Source organism: Nocardioides sp. NPDC057767, from assembly GCF_042798275.1.
Taxonomy (GTDB): domain Bacteria; phylum Actinomycetota; class Actinomycetes; order Propionibacteriales; family Nocardioidaceae; genus Nocardioides.
Genome location: NZ_JBHVKJ010000058.1, coordinates 18,751 through 35,497, shown reverse-complemented (window position 1 = coordinate 35,497; position 16,747 = coordinate 18,751). Strand labels below are relative to the sequence as shown.

The following is a 16,747-nucleotide window of genomic DNA, read 5'->3' as shown; positions in this document are numbered from 1 at the left end:
CAACTACATTCTCGGCCGCCACTTCTGCGGATTCGGCGGTGGTGGTTGGGGCAAGATCGATCCCATGACGGGGGACAGGATTCTTGACCGTACGCTCGCCGGCCGGGTGATGAGCGCGGCGGAGGCGGCCGCGCGGATCGGCCCGGGGGAGTCCGTGGCGCTCTCGGGGTTCGCCGGGGCCGGCCACCCGAAGGCGGTGTCGGAGGCTCTGGGCGAGATCCGGGATTGGCCGGAGGACGTCGACGTCCGTCACTCGCGGGTCGCCCAGCACGCGCTCTCCGGGTTCTACGGCACCCTTGACGTCGCGGTGGTCGAGGTGGCGGCGATCCTGCCCAACGGGCTCCTGGTGCCCGGGAGCAGCGTCGGCAACAACCAGGCGTGGCTCGACCTCGCCGACAAGGTGGTCCTCGAGGTCAACAGCTGGCACCCACGCGGGTTCGAGGGCTTCCACGACATCCATCACGGCTCCCGGCTTCCACCGCTGCGGGCGCCGATCCAGTTGACGACGCCGACGCAGAGGATCGGTGACCCCTACCTCCTCGTCGATCCCGACAAGGTCGTCGCGGTCGTCGAGACCGATCGTCCCGACCCGGGTTCGCCACCGTGCCCGATCGAGGAGGAGAGCCTGGCGATGGCCGATCTCGTCGTGGACTTCCTCCGCCACGAGGTACGCCACGACCGCCTCCATCACAGCCTGCTCCCGCTCCACGCCGGTGCCGGAGACACCGGCGACGCGGTTCTCGCCGGTCTGCAGAAGGCCGAGTTCGAGCACCTGACGGCCTACACCGACACGATCCGGGACGGTCTTCTCGACCTGCTCGACTCCGGGAAGATGATCGGGGTCTCGGCGACCTCCTTCGGCCTTTCCGAGGCAGGTGCCCGCCGGTTCAACGGCGACATCCACCACTACAAGGGCAGGGTCCTGCTCCGCCCGCAGGAGATCTCCAACCACCCCGAGGTCATCCGCCGGCTCGGCCTCGTCGCGATCGACCCGATGGTGGAGGCCGACGTCCACGGCAACGTGAACGCCACCGGGAGCTCGGGAGACTTCGCGAGCAACGCCCACCTCAACTTCTTCGTCGCGCCCTCCACCGCCGAGCAGGGCACGGTCTCGCGCATCGTGCCGTTCGTGGGCCACGTCGGCCACACCGCCCACGACGTCCAGGTGGTCGTCACCGAGCAGGGGGTGGCCGATCTGCGTGGGCTCTCACCCGTTGCCCGGGCCCGGCGGATCATCGACCGCTGCGCCCACCCCGACTTCCGCGAGCAGCTCACCGAGGCCGCCGAACCGGCGCGACTGTCCCGCTGAAGCGCCGCTAGGGTCGGGCCATGGCGATCGACGCGGTGATCTTCGACTGGGGCGGCACGCTGACGAAGTGGCACGACATCGACTTCCACGCGGAGTCGCTGGCGCTTGCCCAGGCGGTGCGGGGAGCCTGCGACGACGACCATCCGGTCAACGCGACCCGGCTCCACCAGGCCGGCGACGCGATCTGGGCCGGAGCCGCGACCATCAGCAGAGCTCTGCGCTCGACGACCTCTTCGCCGAGGCCGGGCTCGAGCACGACCCGGAGCTGCTCGACGCCTACTACGAGTTCTGGGAGCCGCACACGCTGACCGACCCCGAGGTCGGGCCGCTGTGGGAGGCGCTCCGCGCCGACGGCGTACGTGTCGGGGTGCTGTCCAACACGATCTGGCCGCGCGCGTGGCACCGAGGGTTCTTCGAGCGCGACGGAGTGCTCGACCTGCTCGACGGCGACGTCTACACCTCCGAGGTCCCGTGGACGAAGCCGGCCGAGGAGGCGTTCCATGCGGCGATGGATGCGGTGAAGGTCTCGAATCCGTCTCGATGCGTCTACGTGGGCGACAGGCTCTTCGATGATGTGTACGGTGCTCAGAAGGCTGGTCTGCGGGCGATCCACATCCCGCACAGCAACATCCCGAGCAGCCAGGTGGGCCACAGCGAGGGCCTTCCGGACGCCGTCGCCGAGCGGCTGAGCGACATACACCACATCGTCCGCTCCTGGGAATGACGCCAGAAAAGTTGCAAGTTCTTGCAATGCGATTTTGCGGGTCTGGGCCACTCTGAGCGGGGATTGCATACTTCTGCAAGAGAGGTTGAGCCAAAGGCGACTTCTCAGGCCTCGTGTCCAGGCCACAACCTGGCCCGCGAGCCGCCCGGTCTCGGGAGACATCTCGGGAGTCTCCCGCGCCGGACGGTTCGCGGGCCACTCGGCTTTTCGGGACCTACCGGCTCAGGTCCCCGGGAACGCCGCCGGCTCGGCGCCGAGGTCGAGCTGGCGCGCGGCCGCCCGGCACAGCAGCTGGATGAGCAGGTTCCGGTCGGTGCCGGTCGCCTTCGGCACCAGCGACAGATAGGTCGCGGTGGTGTCCTCCTCCAGGCGCAGCGCCGCCGCGCCGATGCGGGCCTCCGTGCCGATCCGGCCGGGCAGATCGTAGACGGCCGAGGGTGCGACCGGCTCGATCCCGGCGGCCACCACGTGCGCGGCCAGTGCCTCCCGGGCGTTCACGTGATCGTCGTAGGCGTCGGTCAGCGCCCGCGCCAGGTCCGGTGCGGAGGAGGCGGAGGTGAGCCCGCCGAGCGCGCCGAGGACGTAGATCGCGGCGTGCTCGACGGCGAGTGCCGCCTGGACGGCCTCCGTCGAGGCGGTGTCAGCCGTCGTCATGCCAGCCCCCGTCCGTGCAGGAGCTGCTGCTGGCCGGCGGCGGCCGAGGCGAGCAGCGTGATCAGCCGCGGGTCGGCCGCGCGTCCGGCGGCGGCGGTGAGCGTCGTGACCAGGGCAACCTGGCGGTCCTGCCAGCGTCCGCTCGCCGGAGCGGCGGTCACGCCCTTGGTCGGCGCCAGCGCCTCGATGTGGACCCGATGCAGCTGGACGAACGCAGAGGGAGCTCCGTCGTCGGCGCCGAGGATCTCCGCGACCGTGGCGTCGATCACACTCTGGTCGGGGTTGGCAGGGGCCGGGGGAGTGCTCGGTGGAGGGGCTTTGACATGATCCAGCGTCTCCGAGGCCGAGCACGCCGAGGCGGCCAGCGGAGCAACCACGGCGACACCCACTGCGGTGCGCCGCGAGAGCATCCGGAGGGCACGTGTGCTGGTCACGTGAGGAACCCTAACGACACCCGGCGGGAGCCGCGTCAGCGGCTTTCCAACACAGCCGCGCGGCGTTCGAGACAGCCGAGGCGTACAGGTATGGTGTCACCAGAGGCGCCGCGTGCTCGGAGGCGCACACACATAACAGGACCGGACAACAGGATGCAGGGGGAGATCGCGTTGAGTGCTGAGCGGAAGGACGCGATCGCGAGTGCCATCGAGAAGGCCCTCGCAGACCCGCTTCTGGCCCTGGGTCTCGACATCGAGGCCGTGGAGATCACGCCGGCCGGCAAGCGCCGGATCCTGCGGATCGCCGTCGACAAGGACGGTGGCATCACCCATGAGGAGGTCACCGAGGCGACCCGTGAGGTCAACCGGGTCCTCGACGAGTCCGACGTGATGGGCGAGCAGCCCTACACGCTCGAGGTCACCTCTCCCGGTGTCGACCGGCCGCTGACCCTGCCGCGCCACTGGCGCCGCAACAAGGGTCGCCTGGTCAAGGTCACCGCCACCGACGGGTCCACGTTCACCGGACGGGTCAAGGAGTCCGACGAGGAGCGGGTGAGCCTCGAGGTGAGCGGGAAGCGCCGTGAGGTGGCGTACGCGGACGTGAAGAAGGCGCTTGTGCAGATCGAGTTCAAGCGGATCGACGAGGGGGAGTAGGCCATGGACATCGATATGAGCATCCTGCGGATGCTGGAGCGGGAGCGTGAGATCTCGCTCGATGTGCTCGTCGAGGCGATCGAGCAGGGCCTGCTGACGGCCTACCACAAGACCGAGGGCGCCCAGACCAAGGCGCGGGTCGACCTGGACCGCAAGACCGGTCACGTCCGCGTGCTGGCCTCCGAGGTCGACGACGAGGGCAACGTCATCGGGGAGTACGACGACACGCCCGAGGGCTTCGGCCGGATCGCGGCCACCACGGCCAAGCAGATCGTGCTGCAGCGGCTGCGCGACGCCGAGGACGACGTGAAGTTCGGTGAGTTCTCCGGCAAGGAGGGCGACATCCTCTCCGGCGTCATCCAGCAGGGCCGCAACCCCGACGACGTGCTCGTCGACCTGGGCCGGCTCGAGGGCGTCATCCCGCTCTCCGAGCGTGTGCCGGGCGAGGACTACGGCCACGGCACCCGGATCAAGGCCCTGGTCGTGAGCGTGCGCAAGGGTATGCGCGGCCCGCAGATCACGCTCTCCCGCTCCCACCCCAACCTCGTCAAGAAGCTCTTCTCCTTCGAGGTGCCCGAGATCGCCGACGGCACCGTGGAGATCGCTGCCATCGCTCGCGAGGCGGGTCACCGCACCAAGATCGCGGTCAAGTCGACCGTCCCCGGCGTCAACGCCAAGGGTGCCTGCATCGGCCCCATGGGCCAGCGGGTCCGCCAGGTCATGTCGGAGCTGCAGGGCGAGAAGATCGACATCGTCGACTGGTCCGAGGACCCGAAGGTGCTCGTCGCCTCCGCGCTGTCCCCGGCCCGCGTCTCCTCGGTCGAGATCATCGACGAGGCGACCAAGTCGGCCCGCGTCGTCGTGCCCGACTACCAGCTCTCGCTGGCGATCGGCAAGGAGGGGCAGAACGCCCGCCTGGCAGCCCGCCTCACCGGCTGGCGCATCGACATCCGCTCCGACGAGGAGACCCCGGTCGCCTGAGCCGGCGCGACGCTAGCCTGTGCGCATGTCCAGCGTGCGTGAGACCACTCTGACCGGCCCCGAGGGCGTCCTGCTGGAGCCGGAGGGGGCCGGCACCGGCGTACTCGTCCTCTCGGGGTCCTCGGGCCGTGTCGAGACCGATCGGTGCCGAATGCTCGCCTCGCACGGGGTCGCCGCGGCGTCGATCCGTTACTTCGGCGGCCCCGGGCAGCCGGGCGAGGCGCGGCTGGTGCCGCTGGAGGCGTTCGACGACGTCCTCACCGACCTCCACTCCCGCTATGAGCGGCTCGTGGTGATCGGGACCTCCTGGGGTGCCCAGGCCGCGCTGCTGCTCGGCACCCTGCACCCCGAGATCGACGCCGTCGTCGCGATCTCCCCGACGTACGTCTCCTGGGCCGGTCTCAGCGATGAGCGGCCCCAGCGGTCCTCGTGGACCCTGCGCGGCGAGCAGGTGCCGTTCGTGCCCTTCGACGACGAGGCGATCGAGGACGCGGTGAAGGAGGCCGACGGGGAGCTCCCGTCGTTCTCCGAGGCCTACCTCTCCGCCCTGGAGAAGTACGCCGACCGTGTCCCCGCCGCGACCATCCCGGTCGAGCGCATCGCCGGTGAGGTCGTCCTGGTCGCCGGGGGAGACGACGCGCTGTGGCCCTCGGTGCTCTTCGCCGAGGCCGTCCGGCGGCGACGTACGGCCCACGACCTGGAGACGATCGTGATCACCCATCCCGAGGCCGGTCACCGCGTCGTGCTGCCGGGGGAGCCGGTGCTCCCGCCCAGCCAGAGGCTCGCCTGGGGCGGGTCGGAGCGAGCCGACCGCGAGCTCGGGCTGCTGGCCTGGCCGGAGATCGCCGCCGTCCTCTGACGCCGATCTGCCCGGACCCGTCGGTGAGCACGGGTCACGGAATAAGAACGACCTGTGCCCCGGTTTCGTCTACCGAACCCCGGAAGCGGTAGTGTTAAGGATCGGTGGCACGCCTCGAAGAAACTACGCAGCACGGACCTGTCCGTACGTGCGTGGGTTGCCGGAAGCGAGCCGCCAAGCGCGAGTTGTTGCGGGTGACCGCCGGCTCGGACCGCAACGGCCAGCCGGCCGTGGTGCCCGATCCGACAGCCACCGCACCCGGGCGTGGGGCGCACGTGCACCCCACGCGTGAGTGTTACGAACTCGCGGTGCGCCGGAAGGCGTTCACCCGGGCCCTGTTCCCGAAAGGCAGGGGGGCCGAGGGCGGGCTTTCCAGCGCACCGGTGGAGGACTACCTCGACACGCGCCCGACATCCACGACCGTCGCCGACGGTCAACTGACCAGGAACTGGAGCAAAAGCTCATGAGCACTCGATGAGTACTTCGCGATGAGCGTGTTCTACAACCATTAGTGGTCACAGGTTTACCCGGATTTGGGTCTGTGGCCAGAAGGAGAAACGTGGCTAAGACCCGAGTCCACGAACTCGCCAAAGAGTTCGGAGTCGAGAGCAAGTTCGTTCTCGAGAAGTTCAAGGAGATGGGTGAGTTCGTCAAGTCGGCGAGCTCGACCGTCGAGCTGCCTGCGGAGATGCGTTTCCGCAAGGAGATCGGCCCCGGCCTGAAGGCCGGCGGCAAGGGTGGTTCTGCGTCCACCGACGAGAAGCCTGCCCCCAAGCCCGGCCCCAAGCCGGCTGCGCCCAAGCCCGCGGCCCCCAAGAAGGCTGCGGACACGGCGCCCGAGAAGCCTGCCGAGGCGCCAGCGGCGTCCAAGCCGGCTGCGCCGAAGCCCGGCCCGAAGCCCCCGGCCAAGAAGGCCGAGGCTGCGCCGGTCGCCCCCGCGGCGACGGCATCGGCTCCGGCCGCGGCCAAGCCCAGCCCGAAGCCGGGTGCGCCCAAGCCCGGTGCCCCGAAGCCCGGCGCTCGTCCGCAGGCCCCCGCGGCCCGCGGTGGCGCGGGTGGTGCCGGCGGCGCCGGTGCCGGTCGTCCCGGACCGCGTCCGGTCGGCAAGCCCGGCGCTCCGCGCCCGGGCAACAACCCGTTCTCCTCCAACCAGGGCATGGGGCGTCCGCGCCCCGGCGGCCAGGGTGGGGGCCAGGGCGGCGGCCAGGGCGGTGCCCCGGCCGGTGGCGACCAGCGTCCGCCGCGTCCCGCGGCCGCCCGTGAGGGTGGCCAGGCGGGCGGCGGCCGTCCCGGCATGCCGCGTCCCAACCCGGCGATGATGCCGAAGTCCCCGGCCGCGTTCGGTGCCCGTCCCGGTGGCGGCCCCGGTGGTCGTGCCGGTGCTCCGGGTCGTCCCGGCGGCGGCGGTCGTCCGGGTGCCGGTGGGCGTCCGGGTGGCGGCGGCGGTGCCGGTCGTCCTGGTGGCGGCGGCTTCGGCGGCGGTCCCGGTGGCGGTCGTCCCGGTGCCGGTCGTCCCGGCGGTCGCGGAACGACCCAGGGTGCCTTCGGTCGCCCGGGTGGTCCCTCGCGTCGTGGCCGGAAGTCGAAGCGGGCGCGTCGCCAGGAGTTCGAGGCCATGGAGGCCCCGACGATCGGTGGCATCCGCGTACGCAAGGGCAACGGCGAGACCGTTCGCCTGGCTCGCGGCGCGAGCCTGACCGACTTCGCCGAGAAGATCAACGTCGACCCGGCCCAGCTGGTGCAGATGCTGTTCGGCCTCGGTGAGATGGTCACCGCGACCGAGTCCGTCAACGACGAGACCCTCGAGCTGCTCGGTGAGGAGCTCAACTACGTCGTCCAGGTCGTCTCCCCCGAGGACGAGGACCGCGAGCTGCTGGAGTCCTTCGACATCGAGCTCGGCGACGAGGGCGACGAGTCCGACTGGACGGTCCGACCGCCGGTCGTCACCGTCATGGGTCACGTCGACCACGGTAAGACCAAGCTGCTCGACGCCATCCGTGACGCCAACGTCATCGAGGGCGAGGCCGGTGGCATCACCCAGCACATCGGTGCCTACCAGGTCTCGACCGAGGTGGACGGCGACGAGCGCAAGATCACCTTCATCGACACCCCGGGTCACGAGGCGTTCACCGCTATGCGTGCCCGTGGTTCGCAGTCCTCGGACCTCGCGATCCTCGTGGTCGCGGCCGATGACGGCGTGATGCCGCAGACCATCGAGGCGCTCAACCACGCCAAGGCGGCCGGCGTCCCGATCGTGGTCGCGATCAACAAGATCGACAAGCCGGAGGCGGACCCGACCAAGGTCCGTGGCCAGCTGACCGAGTACGGCCTCATCCCCGAGGAGTACGGCGGCGACACCATGTTCGTCGAGATCTCGGCGAAGTCGCGGATCAACATCGATGGCCTTCTCGAGGCCGTCGTGCTGACCGCCGACGCCTCGCTCGACCTGCAGGCCAACGCCAGCCAGGACGCGCAGGGCATCGTGATCGAGGCTCACCTCGACCGCGGTCGCGGCCCGGTCGCGACCATCCTGGTCCAGCGCGGCACGCTGCGTGTGGGTGAGTCCATCGTCGCCGGTCCGGCCCACGGCCGCGTCCGTGCGATGATCGACGAGTACGGCCACGAGATCACCGAGGCGACCCCGTCGCGTCCGGCGATGGTCCTGGGTCTCTCGGCGGTGCCGGGTGCGGGTCAGAGCTTCCTGGTCGTCGAGGACGACCGGATGGCTCGCCAGATCGCCGAGAAGCGCGAGGCACGCGAGCGTGCCGCGCAGCAGGCCAAGCGCCGCGTACGCCGCACGCTGGAGGACTTCATGGCCTCCATGGAGAAGGGCGAGAGCCAGGAGCTCAACCTCATCCTCAAGGGCGACGTGTCCGGTTCGGTCGAGGCGCTCGAGGACGCACTGGCCAAGATCGACGTGGGTGGCGACGAGGTCTCCATCCGGGTCATCGACCGCGGTGTCGGTGCGATCACCGAGACCAACGTCGACCTGGCTGCTGCCTCCGACGCGATCATCATCGGCTTCAACGTCCGCCCCCAGGGCAAGGCGACGGAGATGGCCGACCGCGAGGGTGTCGAGATCCGCTACTACTCGGTCATCTACCAGGCGATCGAGGAGATCGAGGCGGCCCTCAAGGGCATGCTCAAGCCGGAGTACGAGGAGAAGGTCCTCGGCAAGGCGGAGATCCGTGCGATCTTCCGCTCGTCGAAGGCCGGAAACATCGCCGGTTGTATGGTCACCGAGGGCCTCATCCGCCGCAACGCCAAGGTGCGCGTGCTGCGCGACGGCGCCGTGGCGGCCGACAACCTCGACCTCGCCTCGCTGCGCCGTGAGAAGGACGACGCCGCCGAGGTCCGCGAGGGCTTCGAGTGCGGTCTGGTCCTGAAGAACTTCCAGGACATCAAGGAAGGCGACATCATCGAAGCCTTCGAGATGGTGGAGATTCCCCGGGGCTGATCCCCAACCCCTGCCGAGTCGGCGCATCTGTCCCGCACAGATGCGCCGACTCGGCGCGTTTGTCCCGGACGTTCGTGTCGAGTCGGCGCGTCTGCCCCGGGAATACGCGCCGACTCGGCGCCAGTTCGTGAGACATGAGCGCCGACTCGGCGCTTCGAGTTGAGACATTAGCGCCGACTCGGCGCGGTTTGAGAGAGTGTGAACATGAGTAGCCCACGGGTTCGCCGGATCGCTGACCGGATCAAGGTCATCGTGGCGCAGATGCTGGAGCGGCGGATCAAGGATCCGCGGATCGGGTTCGTCACCGTCACCGACGTGCGGGTGACCGGCGACAGCCAGCAGGCGACGATCTTCTACACGGTGCTCGGCGCCGACTCGGAGGCCGAGCTGGCCGGCACGGCCGCGGCGCTGGAGTCGGCCAAGGGGCTGATCCGTTCCGAGGTCGCCAAGCAGCTCGGCACCCGCACCGCCCCGACGCTGGAGTTCATCCACGACGCGCTGCCGGAGACGGCCCGTCACCTCGACGACGTGCTCGCCCGCGCCAAGGCGCAGGACGACGCGGTCGCCGCTTCGCGTGGGGCGACCTACGCGGGCGAGGCCGACCCCTACAAGAAGCCTCGCGAGGTCGAGGACGAGTGGGACGAGGACGACGAGGACGACGAGGAGTGACCTCTGCCGTCTCCGGGCTCGTCATCGTCGACAAGCCCGCCGGCGTCACCTCCCACGACGTCGTCGCCCGCGTACGCCGCCTGGCCGGCACCCGCAAGGTCGGGCATGCCGGCACGCTGGACCCGATGGCCACCGGCGTACTCGTCCTGGGGGTGGAGCGGGCCACCCGTCTTCTCGGCCACCTGATGCTGACCGAGAAGTGCTACGACGCGACCGTGCGGCTGGGGGTCTCGACCACCACCGACGACGCCGAGGGCGAGGTGACCGAGACCCGGTCGGCGGTCGGCCTCGACGAGGAGCGCGTACGCATTGCCTTCGCCACCCAGGTCGGCGACATCCTGCAGGTGCCGACCGCCGTCTCGGCGATCAAGGTCGACGGCAAGCGCGCCTACCAACGCGTACGCGACGGGGAGCAGGTCGAGCTGAAGGCCCGGCCGGTCACCGTGCACGAGCTCACCCTCGGTGAGGTCCGGGACGAGGGCGACGTGGTCGACGTCGACATCTCGGTGCGCTGCTCCTCGGGCACCTATATCCGCGCGATCGCCCGCGATGTCGGTGAGATGCTCGGGGTCGGCGGGCACCTGACGATGCTGCGCCGCACCGCGGTCGGGCCCTACGGACTCGACGTCGCGAAGACGCTCGACGAGCTCGCCGAGGACTTCGCCGTGCTGCCGCTGGCCGAGGCCGCCCGTGCCGCGTTCACCCCCTACGACCTCTCCGAGGAACAGGCCCAGGACGTCCGCTACGGCCGCAAGCTCGGGCTCGCGCTCGACGGGCTCACCGCCGTGTTCGCCCCTGACGGGGAGTTCCTGGCGCTCTACGAGCCGGTCAGCGCGACGACGGCGAAGGCGAGCGCGGTCTTCGTCGGGTGAGGTCCGTTCGACAGGTGCCGCCTCGCGGGTCAGCGCAGGCGTACGGTCTCGACGAGGCCGGCCTGGATCTCCTCGCGAGTCCAGGGGAAGCTGACCCACTTCTCCTCGGAGAAGAGCCGGGTCTGGTCGCTGGACCACGGTGACCCCGGGTCCTCGTACTGGCCGTAGGTCAGGATCGTGCGCGGCTCGACGCCGCCCGGGCCGAAGGAGACGGCCTGGATGTGCGAGGAGCCGTAGGTGATCGGCCGGGCGTAGGTCTGGTTCTGCACCGGGTTGCGGGAGGCGAGCGCGTTGGCGTTTCCGGCCAGGTTGCCCTCGCCGCCGCCGAGGGGGAGCGGGGGAGCGCCGCGGTCGGCGGCGACCTGGTAGGCGCCCCACGGCGAGTCGATCGGCAGACCGGTCGACTCGACCGCCACGATCGCGTCCTTCATCGCCTTGATCGTGCTCGGCGTGGTGCGTAGTCCGCGCGGGGTGTCGAGCGGGTCCTCGGGGTCGAACGGTACCCGCCAGAGTCGCAGCCCGGTCGGGGCACGTCGGACGAACTCGGTGAAGATCGCGGTGCCCAGCGAGGTCGCGTCCGAGCGCCCGTCCCAGCGGGCCAGGATCGCGCAGGCATCCTTCTCCCCGGTGAGCCGGCAGACCCGGTCGAGCGCGCCGTCGGCCTTCATCACCTCGGCCGTCCGCTGCCGGTTGTCGTACTCGTGGTCCGCCAGCGACGACGGCGTCTCGACGCCGTGCGTGGCGAGGCGGTCGAGGACGTAGCGGGCCACCATCTGCGTACGCATCGTCCGCTCGCACCGCTCGCAGCCGATGATCGCCGGGTAGCCCTCCAACGGGGCCTCGGGGTTGGGCAGCCAGTGGGAGTCGTTGGCGTTCATCACCCAGTCGCGTCGAACGACGTCGGGGAGATGCTGATCCCCGAAGATCCCCGGGCGTTGGGCATCGGCATCGGTGCCCCAGGCGCAGGACGAGCCGGCCCGGTTGCCGTCGAGGCCGGGCAGTCCCGCGACCGTGTTCAGCAGCCGCCCGACGACGGTCATGCAGCGAGAGGCGAGCTCGTCGGTGACGTGCGGTACGACCGAGTGGTCGGCGTAGAGGGCGTCACCGTGGCGGTCGGCCGCGACCGTGTTGACCCACGGCATCCCGCCACCCGCGTCCTGGCGCTCCAGCAGGTCCCCGACGGACCGGGCCCCGCCCATGTCCAGGAACGTGTCGATGGTGCGCAGGTGCTCGGCGTTGGCATCCCGGATCGCCCAGAAGCTCTGCGTCCCCCAGGCCATCAGCTGCGCGGGGGAGTCGATGACGTAGCCCTCGGGGGTGCGGTAGAGGTCCTCGGTGACCGTGGTCGTGCCCGAGGCGGTCCTGACCTCGACCGCCACCTCCCGCCGCTCCGCGCTCTTCACCCCCGCGGCGGTGAGGTAGCGGGTTCCCGGCCCGAGCGTGGTGTATTCGTAGGGTGTGAACCGGTAAGCCGTCGAGACGGTGTGGCTCCAGGCGACGTCGTCGTTCCAGCCGATGTTGACCGCCGGGGAGCCGATCAGCGAGGCGCCCGCGACGTCGTACTCACCAGGGATCGTCAGGTGCTGCTGGGTGAACCGGTAGCGGCCCTGCCAGGGGAAGTGCGGGTTGCCGAGCAGCATCCCGGCGCCGGTCGAGCTCGCCTCGCCGCCGATCGCGGTCGCGTTGGATCCGAAGGCGCGCTCCGGGTCGCGGCCGAAGGAGGCCAGCAGCGCCTGCTTGTCGACCTTCGCGGCCGCGGCCGGAACCTCGGCGGCCGTCGTCGGCAGGCCGGGGAGGCCGGGGAGGCCGGGATCGGTGAGCGACGGGGGAGCGGCGTCGTTGATCGCACTCACGAACTGTCCGGCCGAGGCGATCAGGTTGGCCAGGTAGACGCCGTACCAGATGTCCAGCTCGGTCACATCGGGCCGGAGGTAGGGGGCGTCGGCGCAGGCGGGGTCGGTGACCTCGTGCGTACGCAGCCACTGGTTGACGCCCGCGGCATACCCACGCACCATCTCCCGGGCCCGCGCCGAGGGCCCGGCGGGGGAGTCGAGCAGAGTCTCGACCACCCGGCGGTCGTGCAGGTCGCCGACGAGCACGTCGGAGTCCAGGTTGGTCGTCGGCTTCGACACCGCGTCGTCGTAGATCGCCTCCGGGCCGAGCCAACGGGAGCGCTCGCCGCGGGCGCTGAGCAGGATGTCGGCCAGGGTGCAGGTCGCCTCGCCGGCGGTCGCCCAGCCACTGCCGTACCCCAAGGAGCCCCAGTCGCGGGCGGTGATGTGCGGGATCCCGTGCTCGGTGATCCGCACCGTCGCGTCGTACGCGGTCGGTGGCTCCGTGGCCTCGGCGGGAGCGCTGAGAACGCCCCCGAGAAGGAGCAGCGGAGCGAGGGACATGGTGGCTCTGCGTACGAGGCTGTCCATGGTCGCACCAACGAGGATGGGGTAGAACACGTTACTGCTTGATTGCCAGGTGGCCCGGATCCCGGGAAGTGGAGCGAGGATGGATATTCTGGCGGCGTGTTGTGGCGAAGTCTGAGTGAGGTGCCGGCCGGCCTGGGGCGCACGTGTGTCGTCGTCGGCAACTTCGATGGCGTCCACCTCGGGCACCAGCACGTGATCAGCCGGGGGCGCGAGGTGGCGGACGCCAAGGATCTCACCCTGGTGGCGGTCACCTTCGACCCGCACCCGATGGCGGTGCTGCGGCCCGAGCACGCCCCGGGCGTGCTCACCACGATGGAGGAGCGCGCCGAGCTGCTGCGCGCGGCCGGTGCCGACGCCGTGCTCGCGCTGCCGTTCGACATGGAGATGGCCAACTGGTCACCCGACGACTTCGCGCAGCGGGTCCTCGTCGACGCGCTGCACGCCGAGGCGTGCGTGGTCGGCGCCAACTTCCGCTACGGCTGCAAGGCCGCGGGCGACGTGGCCGACCTGATCGCCTTCGGCAAGATCCACGACTTCTCCGCCGAGGGGATCCCGCTCGACGGCGGCCCCCAGGTGTGGTCCTCCACCTACATCCGTACGTGTCTGGCGACCGGTGACGTCACCGGTGCCGCCGAGGCGCTGGGCCGCCCCTACTCCGTGCGGGGGGTCGTCGTGAAGGGTGACCAGCGGGGCCGAGAGCTCGGCTTCCCGACGGCCAACGTGCCCACCGACTCGCTGACCGCGGTGCCGCCCGACGGCATCTACGCCGGCTGGCTGACCCGGCGCGACACGGGGGAGCGGTTCCCTGCCGCGATCTCGGTCGGCACCAACCCCACCTTCGAGGGCGTGGTCGGGCGCCGGGTGGAGTCCTACGTGCTCGACCGCGACGACCTGGAGCTCTACGGCGTCGAGGTCGAGGTCGCGTTCGTGGAGCGGCTGCGGGGCATGGTCGCCTTCGAGGGGATCGATGCGCTGGTCGAGCAGATGCGCGCCGACGTGGTGCGGGCGCGCGAGATCCTCGAGCAAGGTCTTACCGAGTCGTAGATCTGGCGGCCTGTTCAGCGGGGTCCGGGTGCGGTTGAATTGTTGGTTATGGATCCCCACTCCACGCCCACGTCCGTCTACGAGACCGAGGTCGAGGCCGAGCGCGCCCGCGGCGGCATCCCGGCCTTCCTCAACGCGGTCCTCGTCACCGGTGGGCTCTGGGCCCTGCAGTTCCTCTCCGGATCGGCGCCGTTCTCGACCTGGGCCGAGGAGAACGGGAGCGACTCGGCCGGCTGGGTGGCGGCGCTCCTCGGTGACCGGCTGACCTACTTCGGTGACGGCAGCTTCGGCGGCCTCTTCTCCGGCGGCGACCTGGTGCACTCCGTCATCCTCTCTGCGACCGTCTTCGTGCTGACCTGGCTGTTGACCTGGCTCGGCACCGTCGGCATCTGGCCGCGCGCGTTCTGGCCGGTGTTCCTCGGCTGCTGGTTCGCCGCGATCGTCGCCACCGCTGCCGGCCAGATCGCCGACAGCCTCTACACCTACCTCAGCGACGGCCGCGAAGCCTCGGTGGTGGCCTCGCTCGGCGACGTGCTCGCCTCGGGTGGGGCGTACGGACTGACGTACGGGTGGGCGATCGGTTTCCTGATCGCACTGATCTGGCTGGCGATCCCGGGCAAGAGCGACGAGGTGGAGGAATACACGCCGATGTCCTCGCTCATCTCCGGCGGCTCAGGCGGCTCCGGAGGCGCACCAGGTGCCCCGGGCGCGCCCGGCGGCTACGGCCAGCAGCTGCGCGCGAGCGTCGCGCTGCCGACCGCGCAGACCGGTCTCGCCCGCACGTCCCCGGGGCAGCCGGTCCAGCCGGTCCAGGTGCGCACCTTCAGCGGGCCGGCGCGCGGCCAGGGTCCAGCCGGTGACACGGCTGCCTGGAAGGACTTCGTGCGCGACGTCCGCGGCCGGTCCTGACCCGGTCGGCCACCCGGCGTCGCTGAGCCCCTCGCCGACCTCGACCCCGAGGTGCTCAGCGACATCACCGACGGTCTCGAGGCCGGCTTCAGCGAGCTCGTCGAGGAGCGCGGTCCCGATGCGCTCGGAGACCCGGCCGAGTACGCCAAGGAGCTGCGGGCCGCGGCGGGGATCCCGGCGGGCCAGCCGGCCCCCCGAGGGTTCGGCGAGCAGGTCGACGGGTTCCTCGATGCCGGCCACGACCGCTTCGACGCCGCGGTCGCCAAGCTCGGTGAGCTGCTGCGTACGGATCTGCGGCCTGCGGTCGCCTGGCTGCGGCCGTTGTGGTGGATCGTGCGCGCCTGGGCGGCGGTCTGGCTGGTCTCGGCGCTGTTCGGGTGGGGTATGTCCAGCGCTCCGGCGGTCGTTCTTCTCCTCGTCGCGGTGGTGGTCAGCATGTTCATCGGCGCCGGCCGGGTCTGGCCGGGTGGCGAGCGGGGGACCCTCGCGCGGGTAGTCCTGCTCGGCCTGAACGTCTTCGCCGCGTTCGTGCTCTTCATGACCTGGGCGAGCGGGGCAGTCGGCGGGGTGGACTACGACCAAGGCTGGAATGACGGCTTCAATGAGGCTGTGGCCGGTCAGGGTTCGCCGATCGACCAGCAGGCGGGCGTCTACTCCGACGGGAAGTGGGTCAGCAACATCTACCCGTACGACGCCTCGGGCAAGCCGCTGAACGGGGTCCAGCTCTTCGACCAGGAGGGGAAGCCGATCGACGTCGTCACCCAGCCCGACTGCACCTCGACGAGCGCCGCTCCGCTGCCGCCGCTTGCCGGCGACGACCTGAACATGGCCGAGGTGGCCTGCACTGACGAGATGACCGGCGAGCCGCTCCAGGCGCGGATCTTCTACCCGTGGTCCAACGGTGCCGCGCAGCTCTACAACGTCTTCCCGCTGCCCAGCCGGGTCCAGCCCTGGACCGCGCCCGACCCGAACGCCTTCGCGGACGGGAGCCAGGACGCCCCCGGCGATCCAGGAGCTGCCGCTGGCCACCGTGCCGAAGGTGTCGCTGCCCGGGGTGACGATCAGCTCCCCGAGCGCATCCCCGAGCGCGTCCGCGGGTACCGCCGACAAGCCATGACCAGACCGATGCAACCGATCCCGGTTCCGCAGCGTCGATCCATATGGCGGAGAGACGAGGTCGAGGGTGATGAAGCGATGAAGCTCTGGTGGAGGTTGCGCCGGCTGGTGGCACGGCTCGTACGCGTGGCCTGATCCGGCGGCGATTCGGGGCGCACCCCGGCCCGCTGTTAATCTTCTCGGGTTGTCGTCCCATGGGGGTCGGCAGCTCAAGCCGTGAAATCGGCCGCGGACCAAGAGTGCCCCGGTGAACAGGCCCGGGCGCGCCGCGCAACGAGTAGGCCCACGGGCCGGAAGGGAGCCTTCGCATGGCAGTTGGAACTGACGCGGAGACCAAGAAGAAGATCATCGCCGAGTACGCCACGACCGAGGGTGACACCGGTTCGCCGGAGGTGCAGATCGCGCTGCTGTCGCACCGCATCTCCCACCTGACCGACCACCTCAAGGAGCACAAGCACGACCACCACAGCCGTCGTGGCCTGCTGCTGCTCGTCGGTCAGCGCCGCCGCCTTCTCAACTACCTTCAGAAGAAGGACATCGAGCGCTACCGCTCGATCATCGAGAAGCTCGGCCTTCGCCGTTGATCTCCTGATCTTCGTGAGCAACGGGCCGTCCCCACGTGGGGGCGGCCCGTTCGCCTGT

16 protein-coding genes are annotated in these 16,747 nt (G+C 70.4%); 13 read left to right on the top strand and 3 right to left on the bottom strand.

Annotated features, from left to right (window positions below; genetic code table 11):
• Positions 1 to 1,309, top strand: a 1,309-nt coding sequence (locus ACFVDI_RS23845; protein WP_378911259.1) for an acetyl-CoA hydrolase/transferase C-terminal domain-containing protein, incomplete at its 5' end; no start/stop codon positions are given.
• 67 nt (positions 1,310 to 1,376) lie between these two features.
• The gene (locus ACFVDI_RS23840) at positions 1,377 to 2,033 is read left to right on the top strand and encodes an HAD family hydrolase (RefSeq protein WP_378911258.1); all 657 of its coding nucleotides are present in this window, start codon (positions 1,377 to 1,379) and stop codon (positions 2,031 to 2,033) included.
• Positions 2,034 to 2,255: 222 nt separating this feature from the next.
• On the opposite strand, the gene ACFVDI_RS23835 is transcribed toward ACFVDI_RS23840, so the two are convergent.
• Positions 2,256 to 2,687 (bottom strand): DUF4439 domain-containing protein, encoded by a 432-nt coding sequence (locus ACFVDI_RS23835; protein ID WP_378911257.1) that lies wholly within the window; start codon positions 2,685 to 2,687, stop codon positions 2,256 to 2,258.
• A complete protein-coding gene (locus tag ACFVDI_RS23830; RefSeq protein WP_378911256.1) occupies positions 2,684 to 3,121 on the bottom strand; it encodes a hypothetical protein in 438 nt (145 codons plus the stop codon). Before ACFVDI_RS23830 ends, ACFVDI_RS23835 begins: the two co-directional genes overlap by 4 nt.
• A gap of 171 nt (positions 3,122 to 3,292) precedes the next feature.
• Here ACFVDI_RS23830 and rimP point away from each other — a divergent pair, with 171 nt between their 5' ends.
• The 7 genes from rimP to truB all read left to right on the top strand — a co-directional run bounded on the left by rimP (position 3,293) and on the right by truB (position 10,613).
• Positions 3,293 to 3,775: a ribosome maturation factor RimP gene (gene rimP / locus ACFVDI_RS23825; protein ID WP_378911255.1), complete on the top strand. Its 483-nt coding sequence runs from the start codon at positions 3,293 to 3,295 to the stop codon at positions 3,773 to 3,775.
• 3 nt (positions 3,776 to 3,778) lie between these two features.
• Entirely contained in the window at positions 3,779 to 4,756 is a 978-nt protein-coding gene (gene nusA, locus ACFVDI_RS23820) for a transcription termination factor NusA (protein ID WP_165110443.1), read from the top strand.
• Positions 4,757 to 4,781: 25 nt separating this feature from the next.
• A complete protein-coding gene (locus ACFVDI_RS23815; protein WP_378911254.1) occupies positions 4,782 to 5,615 on the top strand; it encodes an alpha/beta fold hydrolase in 834 nt (277 codons plus the stop codon).
• Between the two features lie 104 nt (positions 5,616 to 5,719).
• Complete coding sequence (locus tag ACFVDI_RS23810) at positions 5,720 to 6,082, top strand: YlxR family protein (RefSeq protein WP_378673303.1); 363 nt, start codon at positions 5,720 to 5,722, stop codon at positions 6,080 to 6,082.
• A 92-nt stretch (positions 6,083 to 6,174) separates the two neighbouring features.
• On the top strand, positions 6,175 to 9,072 hold the full coding sequence (gene infB, locus ACFVDI_RS23805) for a translation initiation factor IF-2 (RefSeq protein WP_378911253.1): 2,898 nt from the start codon (positions 6,175 to 6,177) through the stop codon (positions 9,070 to 9,072).
• A 198-nt stretch (positions 9,073 to 9,270) separates the two neighbouring features.
• Entirely contained in the window at positions 9,271 to 9,741 is a 471-nt protein-coding gene (gene rbfA / locus ACFVDI_RS23800; RefSeq protein WP_378911252.1) for a 30S ribosome-binding factor RbfA, read from the top strand.
• Complete coding sequence (gene truB / locus ACFVDI_RS23795; RefSeq protein ID WP_378911251.1) at positions 9,738 to 10,613, top strand: tRNA pseudouridine(55) synthase TruB; 876 nt, start codon at positions 9,738 to 9,740, stop codon at positions 10,611 to 10,613. The genes rbfA and truB overlap by 4 nt, the downstream gene beginning before the upstream one ends.
• Positions 10,614 to 10,642: 29 nt before the next feature.
• Here truB and ACFVDI_RS23790 read toward each other — a convergent pair whose 3' ends face one another.
• Complete coding sequence (locus ACFVDI_RS23790; RefSeq protein WP_378911250.1) at positions 10,643 to 13,036, bottom strand: penicillin acylase family protein; 2,394 nt, start codon at positions 13,034 to 13,036, stop codon at positions 10,643 to 10,645.
• A 96-nt stretch (positions 13,037 to 13,132) separates the two neighbouring features.
• Between ACFVDI_RS23790 and ACFVDI_RS23785 the strand changes: the two genes are divergently transcribed.
• The 4 genes from ACFVDI_RS23785 to rpsO all read left to right on the top strand — a co-directional run bounded on the left by ACFVDI_RS23785 (position 13,133) and on the right by rpsO (position 16,689).
• Positions 13,133 to 14,080, top strand: a complete 948-nt coding sequence (locus ACFVDI_RS23785; protein WP_378911249.1) for a bifunctional riboflavin kinase/FAD synthetase — start codon at positions 13,133 to 13,135, stop codon at positions 14,078 to 14,080.
• 48 nt (positions 14,081 to 14,128) lie between these two features.
• A complete protein-coding gene (locus tag ACFVDI_RS23780) occupies positions 14,129 to 14,989 on the top strand; it encodes a hypothetical protein (protein ID WP_378911248.1) in 861 nt (286 codons plus the stop codon).
• A 51-nt stretch (positions 14,990 to 15,040) separates the two neighbouring features.
• Positions 15,041 to 16,240: a hypothetical protein gene (locus ACFVDI_RS23775; RefSeq protein WP_378911247.1), complete on the top strand. Its 1,200-nt coding sequence runs from the start codon at positions 15,041 to 15,043 to the stop codon at positions 16,238 to 16,240.
• A 173-nt stretch (positions 16,241 to 16,413) separates the two neighbouring features.
• The gene (rpsO, locus tag ACFVDI_RS23770) at positions 16,414 to 16,689 is read left to right on the top strand and encodes a 30S ribosomal protein S15 (RefSeq protein WP_008363208.1); all 276 of its coding nucleotides are present in this window, start codon (positions 16,414 to 16,416) and stop codon (positions 16,687 to 16,689) included.
• Positions 16,690 to 16,747 lie beyond the last annotated feature (58 nt).